Raw genomic sequence first — 23,519 nt, 5'->3', positions numbered from 1 at the left:
TTCCGCATACACAAAGGCGAGGAGGACCACCCACTTCTCGCGGGTCCCGATTGCGCGGTGCGCGGTGTCTCTCCGCTGCTCCGCGTCTCCGATGTCCTCCTCGTCACTTTCAGTAAAGATCACCGTGCCCGCCCCGGCATAGGGCCCAACGGGCACCACTGCGGGCCGAGGGACCCAGCCCGGTGCGGCTATCGCGGAATGACCGCCACCGGGCAGTGGGCGTGGTGCAGCACGGCGTGGGTGACCCGGCCGAGCGCGGCGCCCACGGGCTGCCTGGGCTTGCGGGCCACCACGAGGAGATCGGCATGGGCAGACGCCTCGACCAGCGCTCCGGCCGGGGACGGAACCCGTACCACGTCATCGGTGACCGAGAGGTCGGGGAACTCCTCCCGGACGGAGTCGACGATCCGGGCGCTCGCGGTGGCCGCGGCCTCCGCGACCTCACGCACGGCCTCGACCATGGGCACCATGCTCTCGGCGTACTGGGAGTAGGTCCACGCGCTCAGCAGCCGTAGCGACGCCTTCCGGTGCCCCGCCGTCGTCGCCGCGAAGCGCACCGCGTCGAGATCCCTCTCATCCCGAACTCCGGCCACGACACTCCCCGTCGACGGCTGCTCCGCACCGCGCACCACGACCACCGGTCCCTGCGCACGCGCCGCAGTCCTGAGCCCGACCGAGCCCAGCAGCAGTGCGGAGAATCCGCCCAGCCCCCGGGAGCCGACGACGATCGTCCCGTCCTCTCCGGCCGCCTGGAGCAGGCTCACGGTGGCGCTGTCCTGGCTCACCGCGGTGGTGACCTGGAGATCCGGCACCCGGTCGGTGGCCTGTTTCGCCGCCTGGTCCACAAGACCGGGGGCTGCGTCGAGGATCAGCCGGACGGCGTCGGACGACAGACCGCCTCCCCAGTCGTCGATGCCCGTGGCGTGCACGATGTGCAGGGGCCGGTTCCGGGCGGCGGCCTCCTCCGCGGCCCACAACACCGCCGGTGCGGCTCCGGCGGAGCCGTCTGTTCCCACCACTACGGGACCGTCTGCGCCGTTGCTGAAGGTGTGTGTCTCCATGGGGGCCTCCTTGCGGCTTCCGCCCTTTCCACCGTCGCGCAAGCACCATGGAGCAGACATGGGCCATACGGCCCACAGAGGTGTGTACGGCCTGCCCCACGGCCCGGCCCGGAGGACGCCCGCCTCCGACCAGCGGGCTGCTGCCTCATTCCTGGGTGGTCCCGTTCTCTTCGGCCTGCCGCGCTGCCCACCGACGCCGTACCGCGTCCTCGTGCTCGCTCTGTTCCAGGGCGAGGCCGACCCGGGCGAGCTCCTGTTCCAGGCGGGGAATCCAGTGACGTCGCAGGACGCGGACCCGCTGACGGGTGCTCAGCAGCTCCGCGCCGACGATCCGGGCGGCCGCCCGCGCGGCGGCGTACTCCGCGGCGGCCCGCACCGCCTCACGGTAGGAAGCTTCGGCGTGCACCAGAGCGGTGTTCCCCGGGGCGGCCGAGGCGGGAGCCCGGTCCGGGATGACGCAGGAGGCGCCGGACGGATGCCGCACCCCCATGGTGGACGTCTCGTCGACGGTGACGTCCGCGCCGCCGACGCCCACCGCTGCCGCCGTCAGAGCCTGCTCACCACCCAGGAGAACCCCTCTCAGCAGCCAGGATTCCGCCTGCCTCACCTGGCCGTGCCACCGTTCGGCAGAGGTCTGCTCGGCTTTGCGGAGGAGTTGGTGCCGTGTACGCAGGACGCGCAGCTTCTGTTCGAGGAGGTCGGCTCCGCGGAAGGCGGTGTCCAGGCGGTGCCGCAGGCGCAGCCGGGCGGCGCGGGAAGGCGGGGTACGGGGCGCGGTGTTCACCGGGCCGGCCCCTTCCCGTCGTTCCTTGCCGATGTCCGCCGTGACGTCTCCTGCGCTCCGTACGTGTCGAGCAGTGCGACCGGCAGCATGGAAAGCTGGCTGCGGGGGAGCGTGAGCAGCACCTGCCATGCGTTGTCCAACGTTTCGTCCAGGGTTCGCAGTTCGTCGTTGCTCTGGTGCACGAAGCGTTGCAGGAACGCCTCGTCGAAGTCGAGGTATCGGCGGTCGGTCTCGCTGAGTCCCGACTGCCCCACCAGGTCGGCGAGTTCTCGGACCTGACGTGCCCGGGCGAGCGCGGCAAGCAGCTGAGCCGCGACGTCGAGGTGGTCGGCGCGGGTACGGCCGGGGCCCGCCCCCTTGCGCATCAGGCGGGACAGCGAGGCGAGGGCATCCACGGGCGGGTACACACCCCGGGCGTGGGCCTCGCGCGAGAGCACGATCTGGCCCTCGGTGATGTAGCCGGTGAGGTCGGGGACCGGATGGGTGATATCGCCCGCGGGCATCGTCAGGACCGGCAGGACGGTGACGGATCCGGGGCGGCCGCGGATCTTTCCGCAGCGCTCGTAGAGCGAGGCGAGGTCGCTGTAGAGGTATCCGGGATAGGCGCGGCGCGCCGGGATCTCACCGCGGGCGGCGGAGACCTCGCGCAACGCCTCGGCATAGCTGGTCATGTCGCTCAGCACCACGAGTACATGGCGCCCGCCGGTGAACGCGAGGTGTTCGGCGACGGTCAGCGCGACGCGTGGGGTGAGGGTCCGTTCGATCACCGGGGCGTCGGCGATATTGAGCAGCAGCACCAGTTCACCGGCTGCCGAGCGCTCCTCCAGGGCGTCACGTACGAAGGCGGCATCGGGGTAGGTGAGACCCATCCCGGCGAAGACCACACTGAACGCCTCGCCACCCGCGGTGGCCTGGGCGGCGATCTGAACGGCGAGCTCGAGGTGGGGCAGCCCGGCCATGGAGAACACCGGCAGCTTCTGCCCCCGCACGAGAGTGGTCAGCCCGTCGATGGCACCGACACCGGTGAGGACCGGTTCGGACGGTGGTTCGCGCCGCACGGGGTTGATCGGGTTGCCGCTCACCGCGGCGTCGGTCTCCCCGAAGACCGGGGGGCCGCCGTCGATGGGCTCGCCGCGGCCGTTGCAGACCCGCCCCAGCCAATCCGGCCCGACCGGGATGCGCAGCGGTGCTCCGGTGAAGGCCACCCGGAGACCGGCCGGGTCCATACCGGTGGTGTCCTCCAGGACCTGTACGACGGCGAGTTCCCGGTCCACTTCCAGGACGAGGCCGTGCCGCCGCTCGCCCGATTCCATAGTGATCCGGACGAATTCGTCCCAGCCGACCCCCGACACTCCTTCGACGACGGCGAGCGGACCACGCAGCTCGCGCACCGTCGTGTACTCGACCCTGCCCCAGGTGGTCACCGTCCGTCTCCTCTTGCCCGACCGACCGCCGAAAGGCGCCGGAGCCCCGGCGCGCCGTGTCCGTTCACCGCACCTCCCGGAGCCTGGCGAGCATGATGTCCCGCCGCGCCGCCACTCCTGCGGCGTCCTGCGGGCCGACCTCCTCGCGCGCGCGGAGCACCGGCCCGAAGTCCACCTCTTCGACAGCGGCCGCCGGCACGCCCGCATCGACCAGTTCCCGGCAGCGGTCGACGACCGCGAGCACGGCATCGGCCAGGGCCGCCGTCTTGTCCGCAGGGCAGTAGGCGTCGTTCGTGGACAGCGCACTCTGCTGGAGCACCGCCTCGCGCACCAGCCGGCCGGCGAGGACGCTGATCCGCTCCCGGGCCGGCAACGCGGTGATGCCGACCAGATCGACGAGATCGGCCAGCCGGTCCGCCTCGTCCAGAAGCGCGGCGACACGGCTGCGGCGCGCGGGCCAGGACGGATCCCCCGTGGCAGCCTGCCGGGCGCCGAGCGCCGCCGCGTCCCGGGAGAACGAGCCCGACCAGGAGACGGCCGGGTAGTGGCGGGCATAGGCGAGATCGCGGTCCAGCGACCACAGACAGCGTACGAACCTCTCGGTGTGCGCGGTGACCGGCTCGGTCAGGTCACCACCGGGCGGCGACACCGCGCCGATGACAGTGACCGACCCCCGGTCGCCGCCCAGCGTGGTGACGGCTCCCGCCCGCTCGTAGAACGCGGCGATCGCCGACGCCAGGCCCGCCGGATACCCCTCCTCCGCGGGCAACGCGCCGGTGCGGGAGGCGAACTCCCGCAGCGCCTCGGCCCACCGCGATGTCGAGTCGGCGATGACGACGACGTCGAGCGCCATGTCCCGGAAGTACTCGGCGACCGTGGCGCCCGTGTAGATGCCGGCCTCGCGCGCCATCATCGGCATGTTGGAGGTGTTGGCGATGGTCACCGTCCGGTCCGCGAGCCGTCCGCCGGTGCGGGGGTCCTCCAGCGCGGAGAGTTCGGCGATGACGTCGGCCATCTCGTTGCCGCGTTCCCCGCAGCCGACGTAGACGATCACGTCGGCGTCGCACCACTTGGCGATCTGCTGCAACAGCATGGTCTTCCCGGTGCCGAAACCGCCCGGCACGGCGACCGTGCTGCCCCGCGCCACAGGAAAGAGCAGGTCGATCACGCGCTGCCCGGTGGTCAGCGGTTCCTGCTCGCCGCCGCCGCCGCGCTCGCGCACCGGTCGCGGCCGCCGCACGGGCCATGACGCGCCGGTCCCTACCTCGGTGCCGCTCACCACAGCCACCACCGCGTCCTGCGGAACGGCCTCCTCGGCAGAGATCCGCTCCACCACCCCACCGCAGCCCGGTGGTACGAGGACCTGCACCCTTACCGGTCCCGCCCCTTGGAGCTCGCCCAGCACTTCCCCGTCCGAGACCCGTGCACCCCTGCCCACGCTCGGGATGAACGCCCACGTGCGTTCGCCGTTCTCGTCCCGGCTGGCACCCGGGACGAGCCATTCCCCGCCGCCGGACAGCGGACGCAGCAGGCCGTCGAAGATTCCGCCGAGCAACTGAGGGCCGAGCCGCGCCGAGAGCGGACCGCCCTGAGGGAACGCGGTATCCCCGGGAGAGAGTCCGCCCGTGTACTCGTATGCCTGGACGGTGACGACGCCTCCGCTGATCGCCACCACCTCGCCGGGCAGCGCGGCTTCGCCGAGCGAGACCAGGTCGTACATCGCGGTTCCGTTGGCGTACTCCATCTCGACCAGTGGGCCGGCGACGCGCAGGATGCGGCAGGGGTGCCCAGGCAGCTCGTGCCGTTGCGATGTCCCGGGCGACCGGACGTCGGCAGCTGTTCCGGAGGCGGCTCCTACGGTGCCCACAGCGTCTCCACGTCGGTATCGAGCCGTTCGAGCGCCCGCGCGCCGAGGGCGTCCAGGGTGAAGTCGACGCGCCGCCCTGCGGCATGGGCGACCAGACCGCCGTCGGGGTGCTCCGCGACCTCGGTGTCCGGACCGAGGAGCTGCCGGGCGCGTAGGGCCAGCCGGTCGAGCACGGAGCCGTAGTCGGCCGTGTGCCGCAGCGCCCGGACATGTTCGGTGGCGCGAAGACGCAGCTGCTCGTAGGCGTCCCTGCGCGCCGCCAGTTCGCGGGCCCTGGCGGTACGACGGGCCTGTACGAGGGCAGCACGCCCGGCAGCCTCGCCCTCGGCTTCGCCCTGGCGACGGGATGCGTCAAGGATCGTCCGTGCTTCGGCCCGGGCGGAGTCCAGCAGGTCCGCAGCCTCGCGGTCCGCCGTGGACAGGAGTGCCCGGGCCTCGGCACGGGCAGCCCGGAGGAGTTCCGTACGCACCGGTTCGAGTGCCGCACCGGCCTCATCGGGGGTCGGCGTCCTCATGGCGGCAGCACCGAGGTGAGCGGCGGGATGCGATCGAGCACCTCCGCACCGAGGGCTTCGGCCGCCGCGGGCGTGAGAATCACCAGTCCGGTGTCCTCCGGTACATCGCACCACGCATCGCGCACCGCGTCGGGCTCCTCGGCGACCAGGACGGTGACCCCGGCCAGCGCCAGCCCCGCCACCCGCACCTGCTCACCGATGGCGGCCACGCGTCCCATGGTCAGGCTTTCCCGATGAGGATGATCGCGACGACCAGGCCGTAAATGGCGATGCCCTCGGCGAGGCCGACGATGACCATTGCCCGGCCGAAGAGTTCGGGCCGTTCACTGAGCGCCGCCAGCGCCGCGGCTCCGGTGTAGGCGACGGCGATCGATGCCCCGATCGATGCCCCGGCCACCGAGATCGCGGCACCGATCAGCGCGGCGGAGCCGGAGCCGGAACCCTGCGCGGCCGCCGTGGTGGTGGCGGCCTGCGCGGAACCGTCGCTGAGCGCCAGGGCCAGCAGCGCGGCCGCGCCCACGAGCAGGAGCGCGTCCGCGGCGACCACCCAGCGCAGGGCCGTCCGGCCGGACCGGTGCAGCAGCAGCCGGGTGACGGCGAAGACCACCGCGACGACGGGGAGAGCGATGAGCCAGGTGATCACTGTGTCACCTCCGTGTGCTGGACGGGCAGGTGCCAGGGACGGAACGGCCGGCCCTGGCTCTCGAAGAGGCGGGAGAACAGTTCGTAGAATTCGAGACGCAGCGCCTGAACGCCGGCGATCAGCGCCTCCAGCGCGAAGGCGAGGGCGTTGCCCACGACGAAGACGACGACAGCCGCGACGAGCGCCGCACCCCCGATCCCCGCCAGCCCCGTGGTGCCTTCCCACACGATCGATCCGAGCGCGGCATGGGTGAGCCCGAAGGCCGCCAGCCGTGCGAACGAGACGACGTTCGATCCCATCCGCACCACCACGTCGAAGAGCTGGACCCCTGTCTGGGCGGCACCGCCGAGGCCGCCGCCAGTGGTCGCGTACAGGCCGTATCCGGCCAGGACGAGACCCACGAGCGCGATCGCCGCCCCCGTGAGCGCGAGGCCGGCGCGGCCCAGATAGACGGCACCGGCGGTCAGGGCGAGCCCGACAAAGAGCGCCGACCCCGCGATGCCGGAGGCCGCGTACAGGGCGCTCGCCGCGCCGTTCTCACGCCAGCGGTTGATGGCCCCGGCCCCGTAGGCCAGCACGAGCAGCGCGGCACCGAGTCCGACCGCGGTGGCGAGCAGCCGTACGGGTTCGTCCAGGGGGTTCAGCCAGAGCACCGGCAATACCCCGGTCGGGCCGAAGAATTCGCCGTAGGCCACACCCGCGAGCGTGGCGGCCAGCCCGGCCCCGGTCACGAACGGCCACAGGGCGCGGAACGACGCCAGCCGCCGGGGGCGGCCGAGACGCAGCAGCAGCCCGGCGAGCAGCAGCAGTGCGCCGTGCCCGGCATCGCCGAACATCACGCCGAACATCAACACGTAGACGATGCCGGCGGGCAGGGTGGGGTCGAGATCGGCGTAGGGCACGGTTCCGTACGTCCGAACCAGAGGCGTGAACGAACGGCGCATGGCACCGGTGCTGCGCAGCATGGTCGGCGGGTCGATTCCGCGCGGCACCGGCAGCGGCACCAGCGCGCCTCCGGCACCGGCGATGCGCTCGGCAGTCGGCGGGACTTCGGCGGTGGGGCACCATCCGCCGAGCGCCGCGACGGCCCCGTGCTGCACCGTGCCGGCGAGGCGCTCCTCCAGCTGTGCCTCGCCCGCCAGCAGATCCGTACGCCCCGCCCGCTCCAGTGCATCGAGGTCCGGCGGGCGGGCGCTGAGGACGGCGCTCTCCGCCTCGGTGCGGGCAGGCCGTAGTCGGCGGGTGGCCGATCCCGGTGCTCCCGGGCCGCCGTCGTCGATCCGGTCGATCTCGACGCAGCCCGCTTCGGCGATCTCGACGAGGGTTTCCCGCAGGACCTCGCGAGGAGCGACGATCGCCACGCGCTGCATGCGGACCGGGATCAGGGCCTCAGCCCGGAGCATCGAACACCTCCGTCGGCCTGCCGCCCCGTGCGGCCAGTTCCAGCGCACCCCGCACCCGCCAGGCATCCGCGGACAGCAGTGCGACGGCACCGACCACCGGCCCGGAACCCCAGCGGGATCCGTGCAGCAGCTCGGAGCCGTCCCGTTCCAGCCGGTCCCACCACCGTGCCTCCGCCCGCCACAGGTCCGCCGCCTCGTCGACGCCGTCCAGTGCCCAACGCGCCGTGGCCGACAGGCGCTGGCGGAAGTCGGCGAACGACGCGGCACCTACGGCCGCGGAGCCGAGCAGTCGGCCCGCACGCCGGGCAGTCGGCTCTGTCAGACGGCGGCCGACGACGAATTCCTCGCGGCCGACCAGCAGGGCCGTGCGGCCCGCTGTCCAGCGCGCGGCCTCGGGCATCGCGGCCGCGGTCCGCACGGCGGCGGAGATCCGCATTCCGGTGCCCACCGCCGCCGGCGACTCGGCCCCCGGGTCTCCCCATACGGAAGCGGCGAGCTCGGCCCGCAACTCCGGCGGTGAGACCGTCCGGGCAAGCCGTGGCCAGGCGGTCGCCAGCGCGCCGAGCTGGTACGGCCGGGCGGGCCGGGGGAGTTCGGCTCCCCCGACCGTACGGAGGTGTGCCTCCGTGTTGGCGATCTCGAATCCGGCGGCGAGCAGACGGAAGGCTTCGGCACCGCTCCGGGGCTGCCAGCCCGCCAACACCCGCAGATGCCACAACAGCGTTGCTCCGACCGCCTGTTGGGCCTCGGCCACGGACATCTCGGGGCGGAGGTCGTGCCGGTAGGCCGTGGCTCCCAGATAGCGCACGGCATCGTCGAGCGTGGGCTCCGTAGCCACCTCCCGGACACCTCCGGCGCCGAGGCATCGGGACAGCATGGCCCGGGCCCGGGTGACACCGGCTACCCACCCGGAGCCCATCGCGGCCCCCCTTCCTCTGGTGCCCCGTGCGCGTCGGGCGTCTGCCGGGCAGCCGTCCCCGCGCCACCGAGCTCCTCGGCCACGAGCGCCGACACGCGGGCGAGCAGCGCGGGCATGCGCGCATCAGCCCGTCGGTGCACGGCAGCCGCCGCACGCTCCGCCGAGGCGACCAGTTCCGCCGCCTGCGCCTCCGCCGCACGGCGCGCCCTGTCGGCGCTCTGCGCACGCAGGTCGTGGGCGCGAGCGTGCGCCCGTTCAACGATCTCCGCCGCCTGCCGCTCGGCTCCGCGCCGGGTCTCGGCAGCCCTGCGTGCGGCCTGCTCCCGAATGCTCTGTGCCTCGGCTTCGGCCCGCTCCAGCAAAGCAAGTGACGGCTCCAGCTCCGCGGCGAGCTCGGCGGAGCGGTCCGCGGGCACGCCCCCGGGCGCCGCCCGGCCGGGCGGGCCGACCGGCCGGAACCGCATCAGGAAATCCCGGAATCCGGCCACGAGCTCTCCTCAAGGTCAGCCCCTGATTCGAGTTTCCACGCTGGGAACGGAAGTGTCGCGCCGGACTGGGCCGTCTCCCGGCACGGTGCCGGGCTCGCTGCCCGACGGTGTGCCCGCGTCATGGGCGAAGCCCCGGCGCCGAGCCGTCGGGGCCGGCCGGGGCGGCTCGCGGTGGTTGCTCCGGGCACAGCCATCGTTGCAGGCGCATGACGACATGGCCGAGGCCGGAGAGCCCGGCGGCGATCGCGAGGTCGGTGAGCGGCAGCGGCTCCGTGCCGAGCAGCGCTTGCAAGGGCGGCAGATAGACGCCCGCCGCCTGTAGGCAGAGTGCCGCGCCCACGGCGACCAGCAGGAAGGGATTGGCCAGGCTGCGCGGCCGGGCACGGGAGCCGAGGGCCACACCCAGCTGTGTCGCGCCGAGGACCAGAAAGACCATGGACTGCCACGGACGGCCGGTCTCCCGTGCCCAGACACCGGTCGCCAGGGTGACGGTGGCGACGAAGGCCCCCATGGCCAGGATGCGTGGCCACAGACCGGCGCCCAGCACGCTTTCCTCGGGTGGCCGCGGCGGGTGGCGCATCACGCCCGGGTCGACGGGCTCCGCACCGAGGGCGACACCGGGCAGGCCGTGGGTGAGCAGATTGATCCACAGGATCTGAGCCGGCAGCAGGGGCAGTGGCATCCCCAGGAAGGGGCCCAGCAGCATGACGAGGATCTCCGCGGTGCCGCCGGCCAGGGCGTAGAGCAGGAACCGGCGCACATTGGCGTAGACGCGGCGCCCTTCCTCGACCGCGGAGACGACCGTGGCCAGATTGTCGTCGGCGAGCACGAGATCGGCCGCCTGGCGTGCCACTTCGGTGCCGCGCCGCCCCATGGCGACGCCGATGTCGGCCCTGCGCAGGGCCGGCCCGTCGTTGACCCCGTCTCCGGTCATCGCCACCACGTGCCCGGTCCCGCGCCAGGCCTGGACGATGTCGAGTTTCTGCTCGGGCGTGGTCCGGGCGAAGACCCGCACGCTCGTCAGCTCGCCCGCCGTACCCTGCCGTATCTGCTCGCCGGTGGTGACCGCTCGGCCCCCCGAAGCGATGCCGAGGCGCTCGGCCAGGGCCCGCGCGGTGAGCGGATGGTCGCCGGTGATGAGTACGGGGGCGATTCCGGCCTGTTCGCAGGCGGCGACGGTGGCGGCCGAGGCGCTCCGGGGCGGGTCCAGGAGCCCGATCAGCCCGAGCAGCGAGAGCCCCGTCTCCCAGGTCCCGGGACGTGCTGACCGCGCATCGAGGTCGCGCGTGGCGAGGGCGAGGACCCGGTGGCCCCCGCGCGCCAGTTCCTCGGCCCGTGCGGCCGCCCGGGCGATCAGGTCGGGCCCGTCGGCCAGGACATCGGGCCGCAGCACGGACTCCGGCGCTCCCTTGCACACGATGTGCACCCCGCCGTCCGGCCGCCGGTGCACCGTCGTCATACGCTTGCGACGCGCCTCGAAGGGGACCTCGTCCACCCGCGGCAGCTTGCGGTCCAGCTCCGCCCGGTCCAGCCCGAGTCTGGCCCCCGCCGTGAGCAGGGCGGCCTCGGTGGGATCACCCAGTGCCCGCCACCTTGTGCTGCCGTCCGACGGTGGCTCCAGAGCGGCATCGTTGCAGAGCAGCGCGGCACGCAGCAGCGCGGCGAGGTCGGGTGCGCCGCTCGCGGCGACCGCCTGGCCGTCGCGCAGCACGCGACCGTCCGGCGCATAGCCCCGGCCCGTCACCGTGGCGTCTCCACTCGGCGTCCACAGCCGCTCGGCAGCCATCCGCCCCTCGGTCAGGGTGCCGGTCTTGTCGGTGGCGAGCACGGTGACCGATCCCAGGGTCTCCACGGCCGGCAGCCGGCGGACGATGGCGTGCCGTTCCGCCATGCGCCGTGCGCCGAGCGCGAGGGCGAGCGTGACGACGGCGGGCAGCGACTCCGGCACGGCGGCAACGGCGAGACTGATCGCCGCGACGATCATGAGCTCCACCGGCTGTCCGCGCACCAGCCCCAGGGCGAGGACCACGGCGCACAGTGCGACGGTAACCGCCGCCAGAATGCGGCCGAACCCCACCAGCCGACGCTGCAGCGGCGTCAGACCGGGGGCCGTGCCCATGAGCGACGCGATGCGGCCGAGCGCGCTCCGGGTGCCGGTGGCGGTGACCACCACGCGGCCGTGCCCCCGGACGACGACCGTGCCCGCGGACACCGCGTGCCGTGACGGATCGCCTCCGGGGGCCTTCTCCACCGGAACGGATTCGCCGGTCAGCGACGACTCGTCCAGTAGCAGCAACGCGGCGTTCCGTACGTCACCGTCCGCCGGCACGATGTCGCCCTCGGCCAGCAGGACCAGGTCTCCCGGCACCACCTCGGCCGCCGCCACGGACCGTTCACTGCCGTCCCGTACCACCCTCGCCGCCGGCGCACTCAACTCTGACAATGCCGCCACGGCCTCCTCCGCCCGCACTTCCTGGACGACGCCGACCACCGTGTTCACGACGATCACGAACAGGATGACGGCGGCATCGTGGAAATCGCCGGTGACGAGGGTCAGCGCGGCGGCCACGAGGAGCACCACGATCAGCGGATCCCGCAACTGCTGGAGCACACGCCGCCACACCGGGGTACACGGCTCCGCCGGCAGCGCATTGGGGCCGACGTCCTTCAACCGCCGCGCAGCCTCGTCCCCTGTCAGGCCCACCGAGGTGGCGGCGGCGCCCCTGGACTCATCGACGCCCACTTCGGCCTCCCTCGGGCCGCTCCGGCGCATCGCGCCTCTCTTCGACGCTACGCTTCGCAGGTACGCGAGCGCGCTGCCCAGCTCGTGTGACACTCGGTCAGGGCTCGGGATCAGGCGGTTGCGAGCGAGGGTCAGGCAGCAGCGCCGTGCAGCAGGATCGCGTTGATGAAGTCCGGGGCCTGGCGGGCGCCCATGTGGCCTTCAAGTGTCAGCTCCCATGCGGTCTCGGCCAGGCCGCAGAACGTCGAGGCCAGCCAGGTGGCCGGCATGTCGTGGCGTAGCAACCCCGATTTCTGGCCGCGTTCCATGAGCTTGACCGTCCGGATGAAGATTGCCTTGGCCCGTGTGCTGGCCTCGGGCAGACCCGAGACATCGGGATCGACGTAGACCAGGTTCCACAGTTGGGCGAACGGCGTGTACTCGGCGACCAGCACGCCCAGTACCTGGTCCATGGGCGCGGAGTCGGCCTCGGTCCGGGTCAGGACCCGGTCGCAGTCGTCCAGGATCTTCTCGGCCATCGCCTGCACCAGGAGCTTACGGGTGGGGAACAGGCGGACCAGGGTCGCCCGGCTGATGCCCGCGCGTGCAGCGATGACCTGCATGGACGCCGCTCGGTCCTTGGCGAGGACCGCGATCGCCGAGTCCAACACCTCTGCCGCGTCGGTACGCATCGTGGCACCAATCTCCAATGCCTCTATTGACACACTGATGTTTCAATTGCATGCTTTGCAGTATCAGTTCCATTGTACTGAGGCGGTCCCCGACCGGATCGGGGGCCTCATTGGAGCCTGCGCGGCTTCTTCGCCAACGGGCAGCCGGTCGAACGCAACGGAGCGTTCGCCGGCATTCCTGCAAGAGCCCGTGTCAGATCGCAGATCGGTTGACAGACATGACGATGCATCGCCGGCGCTTCCTGCAGAACGCGGGCCTGGGCCTGCCCAGCCTCGCCGCTCTCACTTCCCTGTCCGCCTGCAAGGCCGGCCCGACCGAGGCGAACCCCTCGGTCTCGTCCGACAGCGAACGGGTGATAGTCGTCGGCGCCGGGATCAGCGGTCTTGCCGCAGCCCGCCACCTGGCCGACCGGGGGCAGGGCGTGGTGGTCCTCGAAGCGCGCAACCGGATCGGCGGCCGCATCTGGACCAGCGGGAAGTGGGCCGGCATGCCGCTCGACCTCGGCGCCTCATGGATTCACGGCATCGACAGCAATCCGATCGCCGCGCTGGCCGCGAAGGCCAGGGCGCGGACGGTCGTGACCAACCCCGACAGTTCCACCGGCTACCTCGCCGACGGCAGCGAGGTCGATGGTGCACAGGCGAAAGCGATCGACCGCTGGCAGAGCAAAATGGAGGACGCGTTGTCCTCGTACCAGGACGACGCGGACAAGGATGCGTCGGTGCGCAGCGTGGTGGAGCGTGCGCTGCGCTGGTCCTCACTGTCGGACGACGACAAGGCCCTGATCTCGTTCGGGCTCAACGACTACGAGCACGAGTACTCGGGCAGCGTGGACCGGATGTCGGCCCTGTACTTCGACAGCGGCGCGGACATCAAGGGCAAGGACGTGCTGTTCCCCGGCGGCTACCACCAGATCACCGATCTGCTCGCCTCCGGGCTGTCCATCCGGACCGGGCACGTCGTCAAGCACATCGACTGGGACTCCAGCGGCGTGACCGTCGCCACCGACAAAGACACCTTTCTCGCCGGCCACGTGGTGGTGACGCTACCGCTGGGCGTGCTGCAGAGAGGCGCGGTCACCTTCGGCCCCGGCCTGCCCGCGAACAAACGCACCGCCATCGACAAGCTCGGCATGGGCGTGCTCAACAAGTGCTACCTGCGCTTCCCCAAGGTGTTCTGGCCGGACACCGACTGGATGACCCACGTACCGGATGTGGACAAGTACGGCCAGTGGGAACAGTGGATCAACATCAGCCGCGTCACCGGCCGGCCGGTGCTGCTCGGCTTCAACGCCGCCGATTTCGGCCGCACGACCGAGGGTTGGAGCGACACCCGGATCGTCGACAGCGCCATGGGAACGCTGAGAACCATCTTCGGCAGTGACATCCCCGCCCCTGTCGGCTATCAGATCACCCGCTGGGCGTCCGACCCGTACGCGTGCGGCTCGTACTCGTACAACAAGATCGGCTCCACACCGTCCATGCGTGACAGTCTCGCCGCCGCCGTGGAAGACCGTGTGCACTTCGCCGGTGAGGCGACGCACCGCGACTCCTACCAGACCGTCCACGGTGCCTACTTGTCGGGAATCCGCGCCGCCAAGGAAGTCGCGGACTGAAAGAGTCGGACCTTGGGTGGCGCCCACCTGCCCCACCTGCCACCGCGACATACCCACCCCCATACCACCTGACCACCCACTACTGGCTTGCGCAAAAACAAGCGAACCACGTGTCGTTCTCCGGCGCACTCGGCGCGGAGCCCGACCCGACGGGAGGAACCCACCATGGGCATCATCAGCTGGATCGTCCTCGGCCTGCTCGCCGGAGCCATCGCCAAGATGCTGCTGCCCGGCCGCGACCCGGGCGGCCTGATCGGTACCACTCTCATCGGCGTCGCGGGCGCCTTCGTCGGCGGCTGGCTCTCGGCCCGCTTCCTCGACCGCCCGGTGGAGCAGGACTTCTTCGACCTCTACACCTGGGGCGCCGCGATCGCCGGTTCCCTGGTGTTGCTCATCGGTTACCGCATCTTGGTCGGCAACTCCCGCGAATGACCCGTCGTTGCGGTGCAGTTCGCCGAAGATCGTCGTCTCGGCAGGCGTTCCGCATCTGGCCGACCGGGCCACCTCACCCGCCGCACCCACACCACCGTGTCCCCGTCCCCACCGCCCGACCCGCTGGGAGTTCAGTCAGCATGACCGCAGAGCCCTTCGGCGCCCCGTCGCCCTCGGCCTTCGAGGCGCTGTCCTCGGACGACCCCCACGCGATCGGCGGCTACCGCCTCTGCGCGCTGCTCGGCGCGGGCGGCATGGGCCGGGTCTACCTGGCCTACACAGCCGGCGGTCGTCCGGTCGCGCTCAAGGTGGTCCGGCCGGAGCTCGCCGAGGATCCGGGGTTTCGGCACCGCTTCGCCCAGGAGGTTGCCAGCGCTCGGCGTATCCACGGCTTTTACACCGCCCAGGTGGTCGACGCGGGAACCGACGCCACCACCCCCTGGCTCGCTACCACCTTCGTGCCCGGCCCCTCCCTCCAGCAAGTCGTCCACCAACACGGCCCACTGCCCGAACGTACCGTCCTGCTGCTCGTCGCCGGCATCGCCGAGGCCCTGCACGCGATCCACGCCGCGGGGGTCGTCCACCGCGACCTCAAGCCCGGCAACGTCCTCGTCGCCGCCGACGGCCCCCGCGTCATCGACTTCGGCATCGCCCGCGCCGCCGACGCCAACCCGCTCACCGGCACCGGCCTGCGCATCGGCTCACCGGGCTTCATGGCACCCGAACAAGCCCTCGGACTACCCGCCACCCCGGCCACTGACGTGTTCGCCCTGGGCGCCCTGATCGCCTGCATAGGCTCCGGCATGCCCCCCTTCGGTGACGGACCCGAACCCGCCTCCCTCTACCGGGCGATACACGAGGAGCCCGACCTCACCCATCTTCCGCACGGACTGCACGAACTGGTCCGGCTCTGTCTGGCCAAGAACCCCGAGGACCGGCCGAGCACAGCCTGGCTGATCGAGGCCGCCCGCAACCACCCCGCCACCGGCGGCGAACTCCGTATCTCCGACGGCTGGCTGCCTGAGCAGGTGAGTAGCGAGATCCAGCGCCACACCGCCCTACCGACCACGCCTCCGCCGCCCGCGACCCTCCTCGACCCGGGCCGATCCGCGGCCGTGGCCCCGGCGGCACCGGTCCTCCCTGCCCCGGCGCCCGACCGGCCGCAGCCGGCAGCCGCCACACGCAGAGCCGCGACCACCGCACGCCGACGCGCCCGCATCGCGCTCCTGACGACCGCCGCCTTCCTCGTCGGCGGCGCAACGATCTTCGTCCTGCTCAACTCCGCTTACTTCGACCACCACGGCAACAAGGACGTCGCTGCCAGAGGCAGCCACCCCCCGCCCTCCCCCTCCACGTCCCCGCAACCGACCACGGCCTCCGGCTACTCCGTGGCCTACACGAACCTCGAACTCACCTCCCCCGACTCCGACTACGAGTTCGACCTCAAAGCCGGGAAGGTGACCCAAAACAACTCCACCTGGTACCTGGGCCGCGAGAACGGCGCGTACTACGTCCCCGACGACAGCGCCGCCTACATCCCCCCGGCCGGCCCCCTCACTCTCACCGACTGCCTCAAGGGCATCGACACCCAGCCCGCCTCCACCCTCCCCTTCACCACCCTGCGCGTCGGCCGCAGCTTCTGCGTCCGCTACCCGGGCGGCCAGGACATCGCCATCATCCGCACACTCACCGACGGTTCGAACGACGGCCCGGTCAAGGTCTCCCTCACCTACTACCGCCACTCCGCCTGAGCCCGGCCAAGCCGCACCTGCGCGCCACGCTCGACGAGCGCCGTTTCGACTATGCCCTCGCCATTCCCAGAACCCGCCGAGTCGCCACAGAGCGGACCAGCGTGAGCGGACTTCGTACAGCGACCACGGCAGCCTGCCGAGGGAAGGGCCGGACGGCCCCTGCCCGGTACCGGTGGAGGGACCCCAGGCTGGAAGTGTCACACCGGTGGTGCGACCGGTCCGTACCCAGGAGACGTCATGGAGCACACTCCGTACACCGTCAGCGACGTGATGACCCAGACGGTGGTCGCGGTCGGCCAGGAGGCGCGGTTCAAGGAGATCGTCGAGACCATGGAGCAGTGGAAGGTCAGCGCCCTGCCCGTGCTGGCGGGGGAGGGGCGGGTGATCGGGGTGGTCTCGGAGGCCGATCTGCTGCCCAAGGAGGAGTTCCGGGAATCCGATCCTGATCGTCTGGAGCAGCTGCGCCGACTGGACGACGTACGCAAGGCCGGGGCTCTGACGGCCGGGGAGCTGATGAGCACGCCCGCCCTGACGGTGCACGCCGGCGACACCCTCGCCCAGGCGGCGCGGACGATGGCGTGCAAGTCCGTGAAGCGTTTGCCCGTGGTCGACAGCGAGGGACTGCTGCAGGGCATCGTCAGCCGCTCCGACCTGCTGAAGGTCTTTCTGCGCTCCGACGAGGACCTGGCGGCGGAAATCCGTACGGAGGTCGTCGGCCGGCTGTTCGCCGGAGCGGCGGAGGAAATGTCGGTCGGTGTCACCGACGGAGTGGTCACCCTCAGCGGCCGGATCGGCAACACCTCGCTCATCCCCGTCGCGGCACGGCTGGTGCGGGCGGTCGAGGGCGTCGTGGACGTGAGGTTCGACCCCGCAGCGCGATGACCGACACCGACCCTGGCACCGCCCCCGGAACCCGTGAGGTCCCTGCACTCCTGGCCGACGGGAGCACGGTGCGGCTGCGCGCGGCCTGCCCCGAGGACCGCGAACGGGTACGCCGGCTCTACGACGGGATGTCCACGGACAACCTGCGCAGCCGGTTCTTCATGGTGAGCCGCCGCTCCGGCGAGCAGGCCGCCGCCCGGCTCTGCGCGCCTCCCGAAGCCGGCCACCGCACCCTGGTGGCGGTTCAGGGCGACCGGCTGGTCGGCGTCGCCGAGTACGAGACCGGCGACGACCCCGCCTCCGCCGAGATCGCCCTGGCGGTGGCCGACCAGTTCCACCACCGAGGCATCGGCACCCTGCTGCTGGAACATCTGGTCCACATCGCCCGGGAGAACGGCATCACCACGTTCACCGCCGACGTACTCGCCGACAACCACCTCATCCACAAGGTCCTGGCCGATCTCGGTCTGCGCGTCACCCGGCAGTACGACGGCGCCATGGTGAGCGGGGTCATCCGGCTCGAACCGGATGAGCGCTACCTGGCGGCGGTGGACAGGAGGGGCCGCACCGCCGGCACCGCGAGTCTGCAGCCGTTGCTGCGCCCCCGTTCCCTCGCGGTGATCGGCACCGGAACCCGGCCCGGATCGGTCGGCCGGGCCGTCCTGCACAACCTGCGCGAAGCGCATTTCCACGGACTGCTCTACGCGGTCAACCCGCATGCCCACGCCGTGCTGCGCATTCCCGCCTATGCGTCCGTCGCCGACCTTCCGCACCCGCCGGACCTCGCCTTCGTCGCGGTCCCGGCCGCCGCCGTTCCCGCGACGGTGGACCAGTGCGGAAAGGCGGGAGTCAGAGCGCTGGTGGTGCTGACCTCCGGACTGGACGCGAACCGGGCCGCGGAGCTGACCGAGGCATGCCGCCACTGGGGGATGCGGATGGTCGGTCCCAACTGTCTGGGCATCGCCAATACGGAAGACGCCGTCCGCATGGACGCGACCTTCGCCGTGACGAGGCCGCTGCCCGGTACGGCGGGGGTCGCGGTGCAGTCCGGCGGAGTCGGCATCGCGCTGCTGGACGGGCTCTCCCGCCTGGGCATCGGCATCTCCAGCTTCGTCTCGCTCGGCGACAAGCGCGATGTCAGCAGCAACGATGTGCTGCAGTGGTGGGAGGGCGACGGCAGGACCGAACTGGCGCTGCTGCACCTGGAGTCGTTCGGGAACCCGCGCGCGTTTTCCCGTACGGCCCGGCGCGTCGCTCGCCGGATGCCCGTGCTCACGGTCGACGCGGGACGCTCGACAGCGGGCCGCCGTGCGGCCGCCTCGCACACGGCGGCCGCGGCGACCCCGACCATGACCCGCCGGGCACTGTTCACCCAGGCCGGCATCACCGCCACCCGCACCCTCGGTGAACTACTGGACGCCGCGGCGCTGTTGCACTCCCAGCCGTTGCCCGCGGGCGGGCGGATCGCCGTGGTCTCCAATGCCGGCGGTGTCGGGGTGCTGGCCGCGGATGCATGTGTGGATGCGGGACTGACCGTCCCCGAACTGCCATCGGACCTCAGGGGGCAGCTGCTTGCGCTGCTTCCGGCGGGCGCCGGTGCCGGAAACCCGGTCGACACCACGCCTGCGGTGAGCGTGCGGGAACTGAGCGAGTGCGTGGACCGGCTCGCGAGGTCCGGATCGACGGATGCCGTCCTGGTCGCCCTGGTGCCCACCGCGTTGACCACGGCGGTCGGTGCCGACCTGGTCACCGCGGTGACGTCCCCGGTGCCGACGGACCGTCCCGACGTACCGATCGTCGCGGTGCTGCTCGACCAGCCGGAGCGGGTCCGGCTGCTCCGCGCGGAAGACGGGCAGGTGACACCCGCCTACGGCGAACCGCAGTCGGCCGCCAGGGCCCTGTTCCACGCCGCCGAACGGGCACGCTGGCTGTCCAGGCCACAGGGCGATGTGGTGGAGCCGGCCGGTATCGACTCCTCGGGCGCACACGCACTCGTCGCGGCATTTCTCACCCGGGAACCGGCCGGCGGCTGGCTGACCACCCGTGAGACCGCCCAACTCCTCGGCTGCTATGGCATTCCGCACCTGCCGCAAGCATGCGCCACCACCGAGCAGGAAACGGTCGATGCCGCCGCACGCCTCGCGGGCCCCGGGGGCGCCGCGGTGCTCAAGGCGCAGGGCCCCGGCCTCCTCCACAAGAGCGAACCGGGCGCCGTCCTGCTCGATCTGCGCGGCGAGCGCCAAGTACGGTCCGCCTACCGCGATCTGACGACCCGTCTCGGCACCGGCGTGACCGAAGTCCTCGTCCAGCCGATGGCCGCCCGCGGCACGGAGCTGCTGGCCGGCGTCGTCCAGGACGAAGTCTTCGGAGCCCTGGTCGTCTTCGGGCTCGGCGGCACCACCAGCGAGCTGCTCGCCGACCACGCCGCGCGCCCGGCCCCCCTCTCCGACACCGATGTCCACGAACTGCTCACCGCACCACGCTGTGCGCCGCTGCTGTTCGGCTACCGGGGCAGTGGCCCGGTCGACATCGCGGGCCTGGAGGACCTGCTGGCACGCCTCTCCCGGATGGCGGACGACCTACCCGAACTCGCCGAGGCGGAATGCGATCCGGTGATCGCCAGGCCGGACGGCACCACCGTCGTCGACGCCCGGGTCCGCCTGGTGCCCCGCCACGCTCGCGACCCCTATGTGCGTCGGCTTCCATGAGCCGGTTCAGTCGGCCGGATCGGTCGACGGTGTCCGGGCCGCCGGTGACGACGCCCGCACGCCCTCCAAGTCGTCGCACGCGGTCCTCATCAGCTGCGTGGCCAGATCGCTCATCGCCCGGCTGGCCGCCAGTTCGTCGCCGATCTCCGGAACGTCCACGTCCTTCGATGTGTACTGGGCCTTGCCGTGCCCGGTGAGTGTGTTGGTGCCGGTATCGAGCACCACGCGCGCCGTGCTTGCTCCGTTGTCCTCGAAGAGGTAGAGACGGACACCCCATTCTCCGGTTCTGGCCATGGTCTGCCTCCCAGGTCGGTGCCTGCGATGCCACGCTCGCCCGGCGCCGCTGCCGAGGGGAGGGGCTGACCTTCCCCGGGAAGGACCCGACCGGCCCCCTTGAACGAACGGCACCCCCGCACCTCATGCACCTGCCCCGCGCTGTCCGGCATCACCGCCCGCCAAGAACGTGACGCACGATGTCCCCCTCAATACGGTGGACGAGCGGGCCGACCGCAGCTGCGACCTGCGGCGACAGTCCGGACCCGAGGCTGGTGTCGGCGGCTTCGACAGCGTAGACGAGCAGGTCTCCAGGCATCCGGTCCAGGGCGTGGGCGAGCCGGACGGTGTCCTCAAGGGGGAAGCCGTGTGAGCTGGTCACTGCGCGTGGCGGCTGCGACAAAGCGCCGTCGAGTCGCAGCCGGTGCACGTGGCCGGGCCGGCCCGGATGGGACCGTGCGGCGTCCACGACGATAGCCAGACGGACGCCGTCCCAGGCCCCGATCACTCGCGTCGGGTCTCCGTCAGTACGGGTGAGCCGAGTCCCGTGGGGGAGCGGCCGCCGCTTCCCCCGCTGCACAAGTCCGGCCACGACGGCCCAGCCCACGCCGTCGTCGTGGCGGTAGTCGTTGCCGACACCGATGACGGCGATCCGCTCTGCGACAGCAGAATCATCCATGTCGCGATGCCTTCCCCACCACGGCGTGGACTCGGCGCGGCAGCCCCGTCCCCGCCCGCCGCCCAGGCCCGTCCGGGGGACGAAGAGGTCCGTACGGGCCACAGCCGGGACCGTCGGCGCCTGCGCCGTGCCGGTACCGGCACATACTGGCCGCGTTGGCATGATCCGTGCCGGAAGGCGGGCGATGACGGGCGACCACACCACCGCGGTGATCGGCAAGGACGGGCTGGAGACCCTGATCAGGGTCCTCGCCACGCGGGGCCGCACGGTCATCGGGCCGACCGTGCGGGACGGGGCGATCGTACTGGCCGAGATCTCCGGCGGGGACGACCTGCCCTACGGCTGGGGCGTCGAGCTGGAGGCCGGGCACTACCGGCTGCGCCCGCGCGAGGACGGCGCGGCGTTCGCGCACAGCGCGGGACCGCAGTCGTGGAAGACGTATCTGCACCCGCAGCGGGAGCGGGAGTGGACCGCGGACCGCGGGGCCGACGGCGTGCTGACGGTGACCGAGGACGCCGCACCACCCCCGTCCTACGCGTTTCTCGGAGTGCGCCCCTGCGACCTGCGGGCCATCGCCGTACAGGACCGGGTGCTGACCGGCGGCCCGCACACCGACAGCCGCTACCGGGCCCGGCGGGAACGCGCCTTCCTGGTGGCCGTGGAATGCACCGAGCCGGGAGCCACCTGTTTCTGCACGTCCATGGGCACCGGGCCCGCCGTCGACGGTGGCTACGACCTGGCACTGACCGAGGTGGTCGACGGCAGCGGCCACCGGTTCTGGGCACGGGCCGGCAGTGACGAAGGCGAATCGGTGCTGGCGGAGCTCCCGCGTCAACCCGCCGACGGCGCGACCGCGGCAGTGGCCCGGGAGCAGGTCGCCGCGGCGGCCGACCGTATGGGTCGCACCATGCCGGAAGTCGACCTACAGATGCTGATGCGCGAGACCCTGGACGCCGAGCGTTGGAACGATGTCGCCTCACGTTGCTTGACCTGCGGCAACTGCACCATGGCGTGCCCGACCTGCTTCTGCACCTCCGCCGAGGACGTGACCGATCTGACCGGCGATCACGCCGAGCGGTGGCGGCGCTGGGAGTCCTGCTTCGACCTGGAGTTCTCGCATCTGCCGGGCGGACCGGTACGGGCGTCCGGCCGCAGCCGCTACCGGCAGTGGGCCACCCACAAACTCGGCATCTGGTACGACCAGTTCGGCAGCTCGGGCTGTGTCGGCTGCGGGCGGTGCATCGTGTGGTGCCCGGTCGGGATCGACATCACCGAGGAAGCCCATGCCCTGAACGACGAGCGCGGAAATCTCCCGAGAGAAGCTGGGGGAGCCTCGCAGGGTGAGGCCCCCTCATGAGAGCGCAGGGGCATGGCATCCTCAGCGCGCTGCCGCCCGAACACCGTGACAAACTGCTCACCTTCGCACGAGAGGTCGCCTTTCCCGCGGCCGACCGGATCTTCGACGAGGGCGGCGGCGCCGACCACTTCTGGATCATCCGCTCCGGGCTGGTCGCCCTCGATGTGCAGGAGCCGGGGCGCGGCGCGACCGTCGTCGAGACCCTGGGCGAAGGGGAACTGCTGGGCTGGTCCTGGCTGTTCGAGCCCTACCGATGGCACCTGGGTGCGCAGACCCGAAGTGCGGTCGAGGCGTACGAGTTCGACGCCCCCCAGGTCCGCGCCGCGATCGACGAGGATCCCGCCTTCGGCCTGGCGGTCACCCGATGCGTCGCCGCGGTGGCCATCGGCCGGAGGCTGCGAGCCGCCCGCACCCGTCTGCTGGACCTCTACGGCCCGCCCGCGACCGCACAGCGGCACCGCTCCGGTGGTGAAACACCATGACGGCCGACGGCCCGGACATGGTGCCGGTCCCGTACCGCGTCGCCGAACGCACCGACGAGACCCCCGACACCGCCGAAATCGTCCTGCAACCGGTGGCGGCGCCGCTGCCGCCGTGTGCCCCCGGCCAGTTCGCGATGGTGTACGCCTTCGGCGTCGGCGACATTCCGTTGTCGCTGAGTGGTATCGACGGGCACGTACTGACGCACACGGTGCGCTCGGTGGGCGCGGTCTCCGCCGCTCTGCACGGCCTGCGGCCCGGTGCGACGGTCGGCGTACGCGGACCGCTCGGCACGGGCTGGGACCTGCCCACCGCCGCCGGGCGCGACCTGCTGATCGTGGCTGGCGGCCTCGGCCTGGCGCCGCTGCGGCCGCTGGTGACCGCCGTGCTTGCCACACCGCAGCGCTACGGACGCCTGAACATCCTCATCGGTGCCCGTACACCCGGTGACCTGGTCTGCGCCCGCGACTTCGACGGCTGGCGGGCGGCCGGCGCTCGCCTCCAGGTCACCGTGGACCGCCCCGACGACACCTGGCAGGGGGACGTCGGCGTGGTGACCGCCCTCCTCGACCGGGCCGAGTTCGACCTGGGCAACACCACCGCGTTCCTCTGCGGTCCCGAGGTGATGATCCGGGCCACCGCCCGCGACCTCGCCCACCGCGGGCTCGCCCCGGACCGCATCCGCATCTCCCTGGAACGCACCATGCACTGCGGCACGGGACACTGCGGACACTGCCAGCTCGGCCCCCTGCTGCTCTGCCGGGACGGCCCGGTTGTCAGCTGGTCCGTAGCCGAAACCCTCCTTTCCGTAAGGGAGTTGTGA

The 23,519-nt window shown here is 71.9% G+C and carries 22 protein-coding genes; 8 read left to right on the top strand and 14 right to left on the bottom strand.

Annotated elements, in window-relative coordinates; translation table 11 throughout:
* Positions 1 to 188: 188 nt before the first annotated feature.
* From B1H19_RS03705 to B1H19_RS03650, 12 genes are all read right to left on the bottom strand, one after another.
* Positions 189 to 1,061 carry a universal stress protein gene (locus B1H19_RS03705; protein WP_107425868.1) on the bottom strand — a complete coding sequence of 291 codons (873 nt, stop codon included), beginning with the start codon at positions 1,059 to 1,061 and terminating at the stop codon, positions 189 to 191.
* Between the two features lie 145 nt (positions 1,062 to 1,206).
* Positions 1,207 to 1,845 carry a V-type ATP synthase subunit D gene (locus tag B1H19_RS03700; protein WP_203237402.1) on the bottom strand — a complete coding sequence of 213 codons (639 nt, stop codon included), beginning with the start codon at positions 1,843 to 1,845 and terminating at the stop codon, positions 1,207 to 1,209.
* Positions 1,842 to 3,269 (bottom strand): V-type ATP synthase subunit B, encoded by a 1,428-nt coding sequence (locus tag B1H19_RS03695; protein ID WP_083102850.1) that lies wholly within the window; start codon positions 3,267 to 3,269, stop codon positions 1,842 to 1,844. Before B1H19_RS03695 ends, B1H19_RS03700 begins: the two co-directional genes overlap by 4 nt.
* Before the next feature lie 64 nt (positions 3,270 to 3,333).
* Complete coding sequence (locus B1H19_RS03690; protein WP_083102848.1) at positions 3,334 to 5,136, bottom strand: V-type ATP synthase subunit A; 1,803 nt, start codon at positions 5,134 to 5,136, stop codon at positions 3,334 to 3,336.
* On the bottom strand, positions 5,124 to 5,651 hold the full coding sequence (locus B1H19_RS39175) for a V-type ATP synthase subunit E family protein (protein ID WP_203237087.1): 528 nt from the start codon (positions 5,649 to 5,651) through the stop codon (positions 5,124 to 5,126). Before B1H19_RS39175 ends, B1H19_RS03690 begins: the two co-directional genes overlap by 13 nt.
* On the bottom strand, positions 5,648 to 5,869 hold the full coding sequence (locus B1H19_RS03680) for a V-type ATP synthase subunit F (protein WP_237289103.1): 222 nt from the start codon (positions 5,867 to 5,869) through the stop codon (positions 5,648 to 5,650). Before B1H19_RS03680 ends, B1H19_RS39175 begins: the two co-directional genes overlap by 4 nt.
* A gap of 2 nt (positions 5,870 to 5,871) precedes the next feature.
* Complete coding sequence (locus B1H19_RS03675; protein WP_083102839.1) at positions 5,872 to 6,294, bottom strand: ATP synthase subunit C; 423 nt, start codon at positions 6,292 to 6,294, stop codon at positions 5,872 to 5,874.
* Positions 6,291 to 7,697 carry a V-type ATPase 116kDa subunit family protein gene (locus B1H19_RS03670; RefSeq protein ID WP_083102837.1) on the bottom strand — a complete coding sequence of 469 codons (1,407 nt, stop codon included), beginning with the start codon at positions 7,695 to 7,697 and terminating at the stop codon, positions 6,291 to 6,293. Before B1H19_RS03670 ends, B1H19_RS03675 begins: the two co-directional genes overlap by 4 nt.
* The gene (locus B1H19_RS03665) at positions 7,684 to 8,535 is read right to left on the bottom strand and encodes a hypothetical protein (protein WP_237289102.1); all 852 of its coding nucleotides are present in this window, start codon (positions 8,533 to 8,535) and stop codon (positions 7,684 to 7,686) included. Before B1H19_RS03665 ends, B1H19_RS03670 begins: the two co-directional genes overlap by 14 nt.
* Positions 8,536 to 8,597: 62 nt before the next feature.
* Positions 8,598 to 9,104 carry a hypothetical protein gene (locus B1H19_RS03660; RefSeq protein WP_083102831.1) on the bottom strand — a complete coding sequence of 169 codons (507 nt, stop codon included), beginning with the start codon at positions 9,102 to 9,104 and terminating at the stop codon, positions 8,598 to 8,600.
* 118 nt (positions 9,105 to 9,222) lie between these two features.
* Positions 9,223 to 11,847: a cation-translocating P-type ATPase gene (locus B1H19_RS03655; protein ID WP_237289101.1), complete on the bottom strand. Its 2,625-nt coding sequence runs from the start codon at positions 11,845 to 11,847 to the stop codon at positions 9,223 to 9,225.
* 131 nt (positions 11,848 to 11,978) lie between these two features.
* Positions 11,979 to 12,518, bottom strand: coding sequence for a TetR/AcrR family transcriptional regulator (locus tag B1H19_RS03650; RefSeq protein WP_083102826.1), 540 nt, complete (start codon positions 12,516 to 12,518; stop codon positions 11,979 to 11,981).
* 218 nt (positions 12,519 to 12,736) lie between these two features.
* Here B1H19_RS03650 and B1H19_RS03645 point away from each other — a divergent pair, with 218 nt between their 5' ends.
* The 5 genes from B1H19_RS03645 to B1H19_RS03625 all read left to right on the top strand — a co-directional run bounded on the left by B1H19_RS03645 (position 12,737) and on the right by B1H19_RS03625 (position 19,907).
* On the top strand, positions 12,737 to 14,134 hold the full coding sequence (locus B1H19_RS03645) for a flavin monoamine oxidase family protein (protein WP_203237086.1): 1,398 nt from the start codon (positions 12,737 to 12,739) through the stop codon (positions 14,132 to 14,134).
* A gap of 165 nt (positions 14,135 to 14,299) precedes the next feature.
* The gene (locus B1H19_RS03640; protein ID WP_083102823.1) at positions 14,300 to 14,566 is read left to right on the top strand and encodes a GlsB/YeaQ/YmgE family stress response membrane protein; all 267 of its coding nucleotides are present in this window, start codon (positions 14,300 to 14,302) and stop codon (positions 14,564 to 14,566) included.
* A gap of 140 nt (positions 14,567 to 14,706) precedes the next feature.
* The gene (locus B1H19_RS39600; RefSeq protein WP_083102820.1) at positions 14,707 to 16,317 is read left to right on the top strand and encodes a serine/threonine-protein kinase; all 1,611 of its coding nucleotides are present in this window, start codon (positions 14,707 to 14,709) and stop codon (positions 16,315 to 16,317) included.
* A 237-nt stretch (positions 16,318 to 16,554) separates the two neighbouring features.
* Entirely contained in the window at positions 16,555 to 17,199 is a 645-nt protein-coding gene (locus B1H19_RS03630) for a CBS domain-containing protein (RefSeq protein WP_083102818.1), read from the top strand.
* Complete coding sequence (locus tag B1H19_RS03625) at positions 17,196 to 19,907, top strand: bifunctional acetate--CoA ligase family protein/GNAT family N-acetyltransferase (protein ID WP_083102815.1); 2,712 nt, start codon at positions 17,196 to 17,198, stop codon at positions 19,905 to 19,907. The genes B1H19_RS03630 and B1H19_RS03625 overlap by 4 nt, the downstream gene beginning before the upstream one ends.
* 6 nt (positions 19,908 to 19,913) lie before the next feature.
* Here the strand turns inward: B1H19_RS03625 and B1H19_RS03620 are convergent, their stop codons facing one another.
* Together B1H19_RS03620 and B1H19_RS03615 are read right to left on the bottom strand one after the other, a co-directional pair.
* Positions 19,914 to 20,201: a dsRBD fold-containing protein gene (locus tag B1H19_RS03620; protein ID WP_083102812.1), complete on the bottom strand. Its 288-nt coding sequence runs from the start codon at positions 20,199 to 20,201 to the stop codon at positions 19,914 to 19,916.
* A gap of 151 nt (positions 20,202 to 20,352) precedes the next feature.
* The gene (locus tag B1H19_RS03615; RefSeq protein ID WP_083102809.1) at positions 20,353 to 20,859 is read right to left on the bottom strand and encodes a hydrogenase maturation protease; all 507 of its coding nucleotides are present in this window, start codon (positions 20,857 to 20,859) and stop codon (positions 20,353 to 20,355) included.
* Positions 20,860 to 21,043: 184 nt separating this feature from the next.
* Between B1H19_RS03615 and B1H19_RS03610 the strand changes: the two genes are divergently transcribed.
* The 3 genes from B1H19_RS03610 to B1H19_RS03600 are packed head-to-tail and all read left to right on the top strand — an operon-like array spanning position 21,044 to position 23,519.
* On the top strand, positions 21,044 to 22,216 hold the full coding sequence (locus tag B1H19_RS03610) for a 4Fe-4S dicluster domain-containing protein (RefSeq protein ID WP_083102805.1): 1,173 nt from the start codon (positions 21,044 to 21,046) through the stop codon (positions 22,214 to 22,216).
* The gene (locus B1H19_RS03605) at positions 22,213 to 22,698 is read left to right on the top strand and encodes a cyclic nucleotide-binding domain-containing protein (protein ID WP_083102803.1); all 486 of its coding nucleotides are present in this window, start codon (positions 22,213 to 22,215) and stop codon (positions 22,696 to 22,698) included. The genes B1H19_RS03610 and B1H19_RS03605 overlap by 4 nt, the downstream gene beginning before the upstream one ends.
* The gene (locus tag B1H19_RS03600; protein ID WP_083102800.1) at positions 22,695 to 23,519 is read left to right on the top strand and encodes an FAD/NAD(P)-binding protein; all 825 of its coding nucleotides are present in this window, start codon (positions 22,695 to 22,697) and stop codon (positions 23,517 to 23,519) included. The genes B1H19_RS03605 and B1H19_RS03600 overlap by 4 nt, the downstream gene beginning before the upstream one ends.

It is taken from the genome of Streptomyces gilvosporeus (genome assembly GCF_002082195.1).
GTDB lineage: Bacteria > Actinomycetota > Actinomycetes > Streptomycetales > Streptomycetaceae > Streptomyces > Streptomyces gilvosporeus.
Note: the sequence above shows the minus strand (reverse complement) of the source record. Positions and strands in the feature narration are given on the sequence as shown.

What these genes read in the sequence shown, in the direction of transcription:
- B1H19_RS03615 (WP_083102809.1), bottom strand. Translation starts at nt 20,859, where the DNA reads ATGGATGATTCTGCTGTCGCAGAGCGGATCGCCGTCATCGGTGTCGGC.
- B1H19_RS39175 (WP_203237087.1), bottom strand. Translation starts at nt 5,651, where the DNA reads ATGAGGACGCCGACCCCCGATGAGGCCGGTGCGGCACTCGAACCGGTG.
- B1H19_RS03705 (WP_107425868.1), bottom strand. Translation starts at nt 1,061, where the DNA reads ATGGAGACACACACCTTCAGCAACGGCGCAGACGGTCCCGTAGTGGTG.
- B1H19_RS03625 (WP_083102815.1), top strand. Translation starts at nt 17,196, where the DNA reads ATGACCGACACCGACCCTGGCACCGCCCCCGGAACCCGTGAGGTCCCT.
- B1H19_RS03600 (WP_083102800.1), top strand. Translation starts at nt 22,695, where the DNA reads ATGACGGCCGACGGCCCGGACATGGTGCCGGTCCCGTACCGCGTCGCC.
- B1H19_RS03670 (WP_083102837.1), bottom strand. Translation starts at nt 7,697, where the DNA reads ATGCTCCGGGCTGAGGCCCTGATCCCGGTCCGCATGCAGCGCGTGGCG.
- B1H19_RS39600 (WP_083102820.1), top strand. Translation starts at nt 14,707, where the DNA reads ATGACCGCAGAGCCCTTCGGCGCCCCGTCGCCCTCGGCCTTCGAGGCG.
- B1H19_RS03645 (WP_203237086.1), top strand. Translation starts at nt 12,737, where the DNA reads ATGACGATGCATCGCCGGCGCTTCCTGCAGAACGCGGGCCTGGGCCTG.
- B1H19_RS03630 (WP_083102818.1), top strand. Translation starts at nt 16,555, where the DNA reads ATGGAGCACACTCCGTACACCGTCAGCGACGTGATGACCCAGACGGTG.
- B1H19_RS03605 (WP_083102803.1), top strand. Translation starts at nt 22,213, where the DNA reads ATGAGAGCGCAGGGGCATGGCATCCTCAGCGCGCTGCCGCCCGAACAC.
- B1H19_RS03680 (WP_237289103.1), bottom strand. Translation starts at nt 5,869, where the DNA reads ATGGGACGCGTGGCCGCCATCGGTGAGCAGGTGCGGGTGGCGGGGCTG.
- B1H19_RS03620 (WP_083102812.1), bottom strand. Translation starts at nt 20,201, where the DNA reads ATGGCCAGAACCGGAGAATGGGGTGTCCGTCTCTACCTCTTCGAGGAC.
- B1H19_RS03650 (WP_083102826.1), bottom strand. Translation starts at nt 12,518, where the DNA reads ATGCGTACCGACGCGGCAGAGGTGTTGGACTCGGCGATCGCGGTCCTC.
- B1H19_RS03640 (WP_083102823.1), top strand. Translation starts at nt 14,300, where the DNA reads ATGGGCATCATCAGCTGGATCGTCCTCGGCCTGCTCGCCGGAGCCATC.
- B1H19_RS03610 (WP_083102805.1), top strand. Translation starts at nt 21,044, where the DNA reads ATGACGGGCGACCACACCACCGCGGTGATCGGCAAGGACGGGCTGGAG.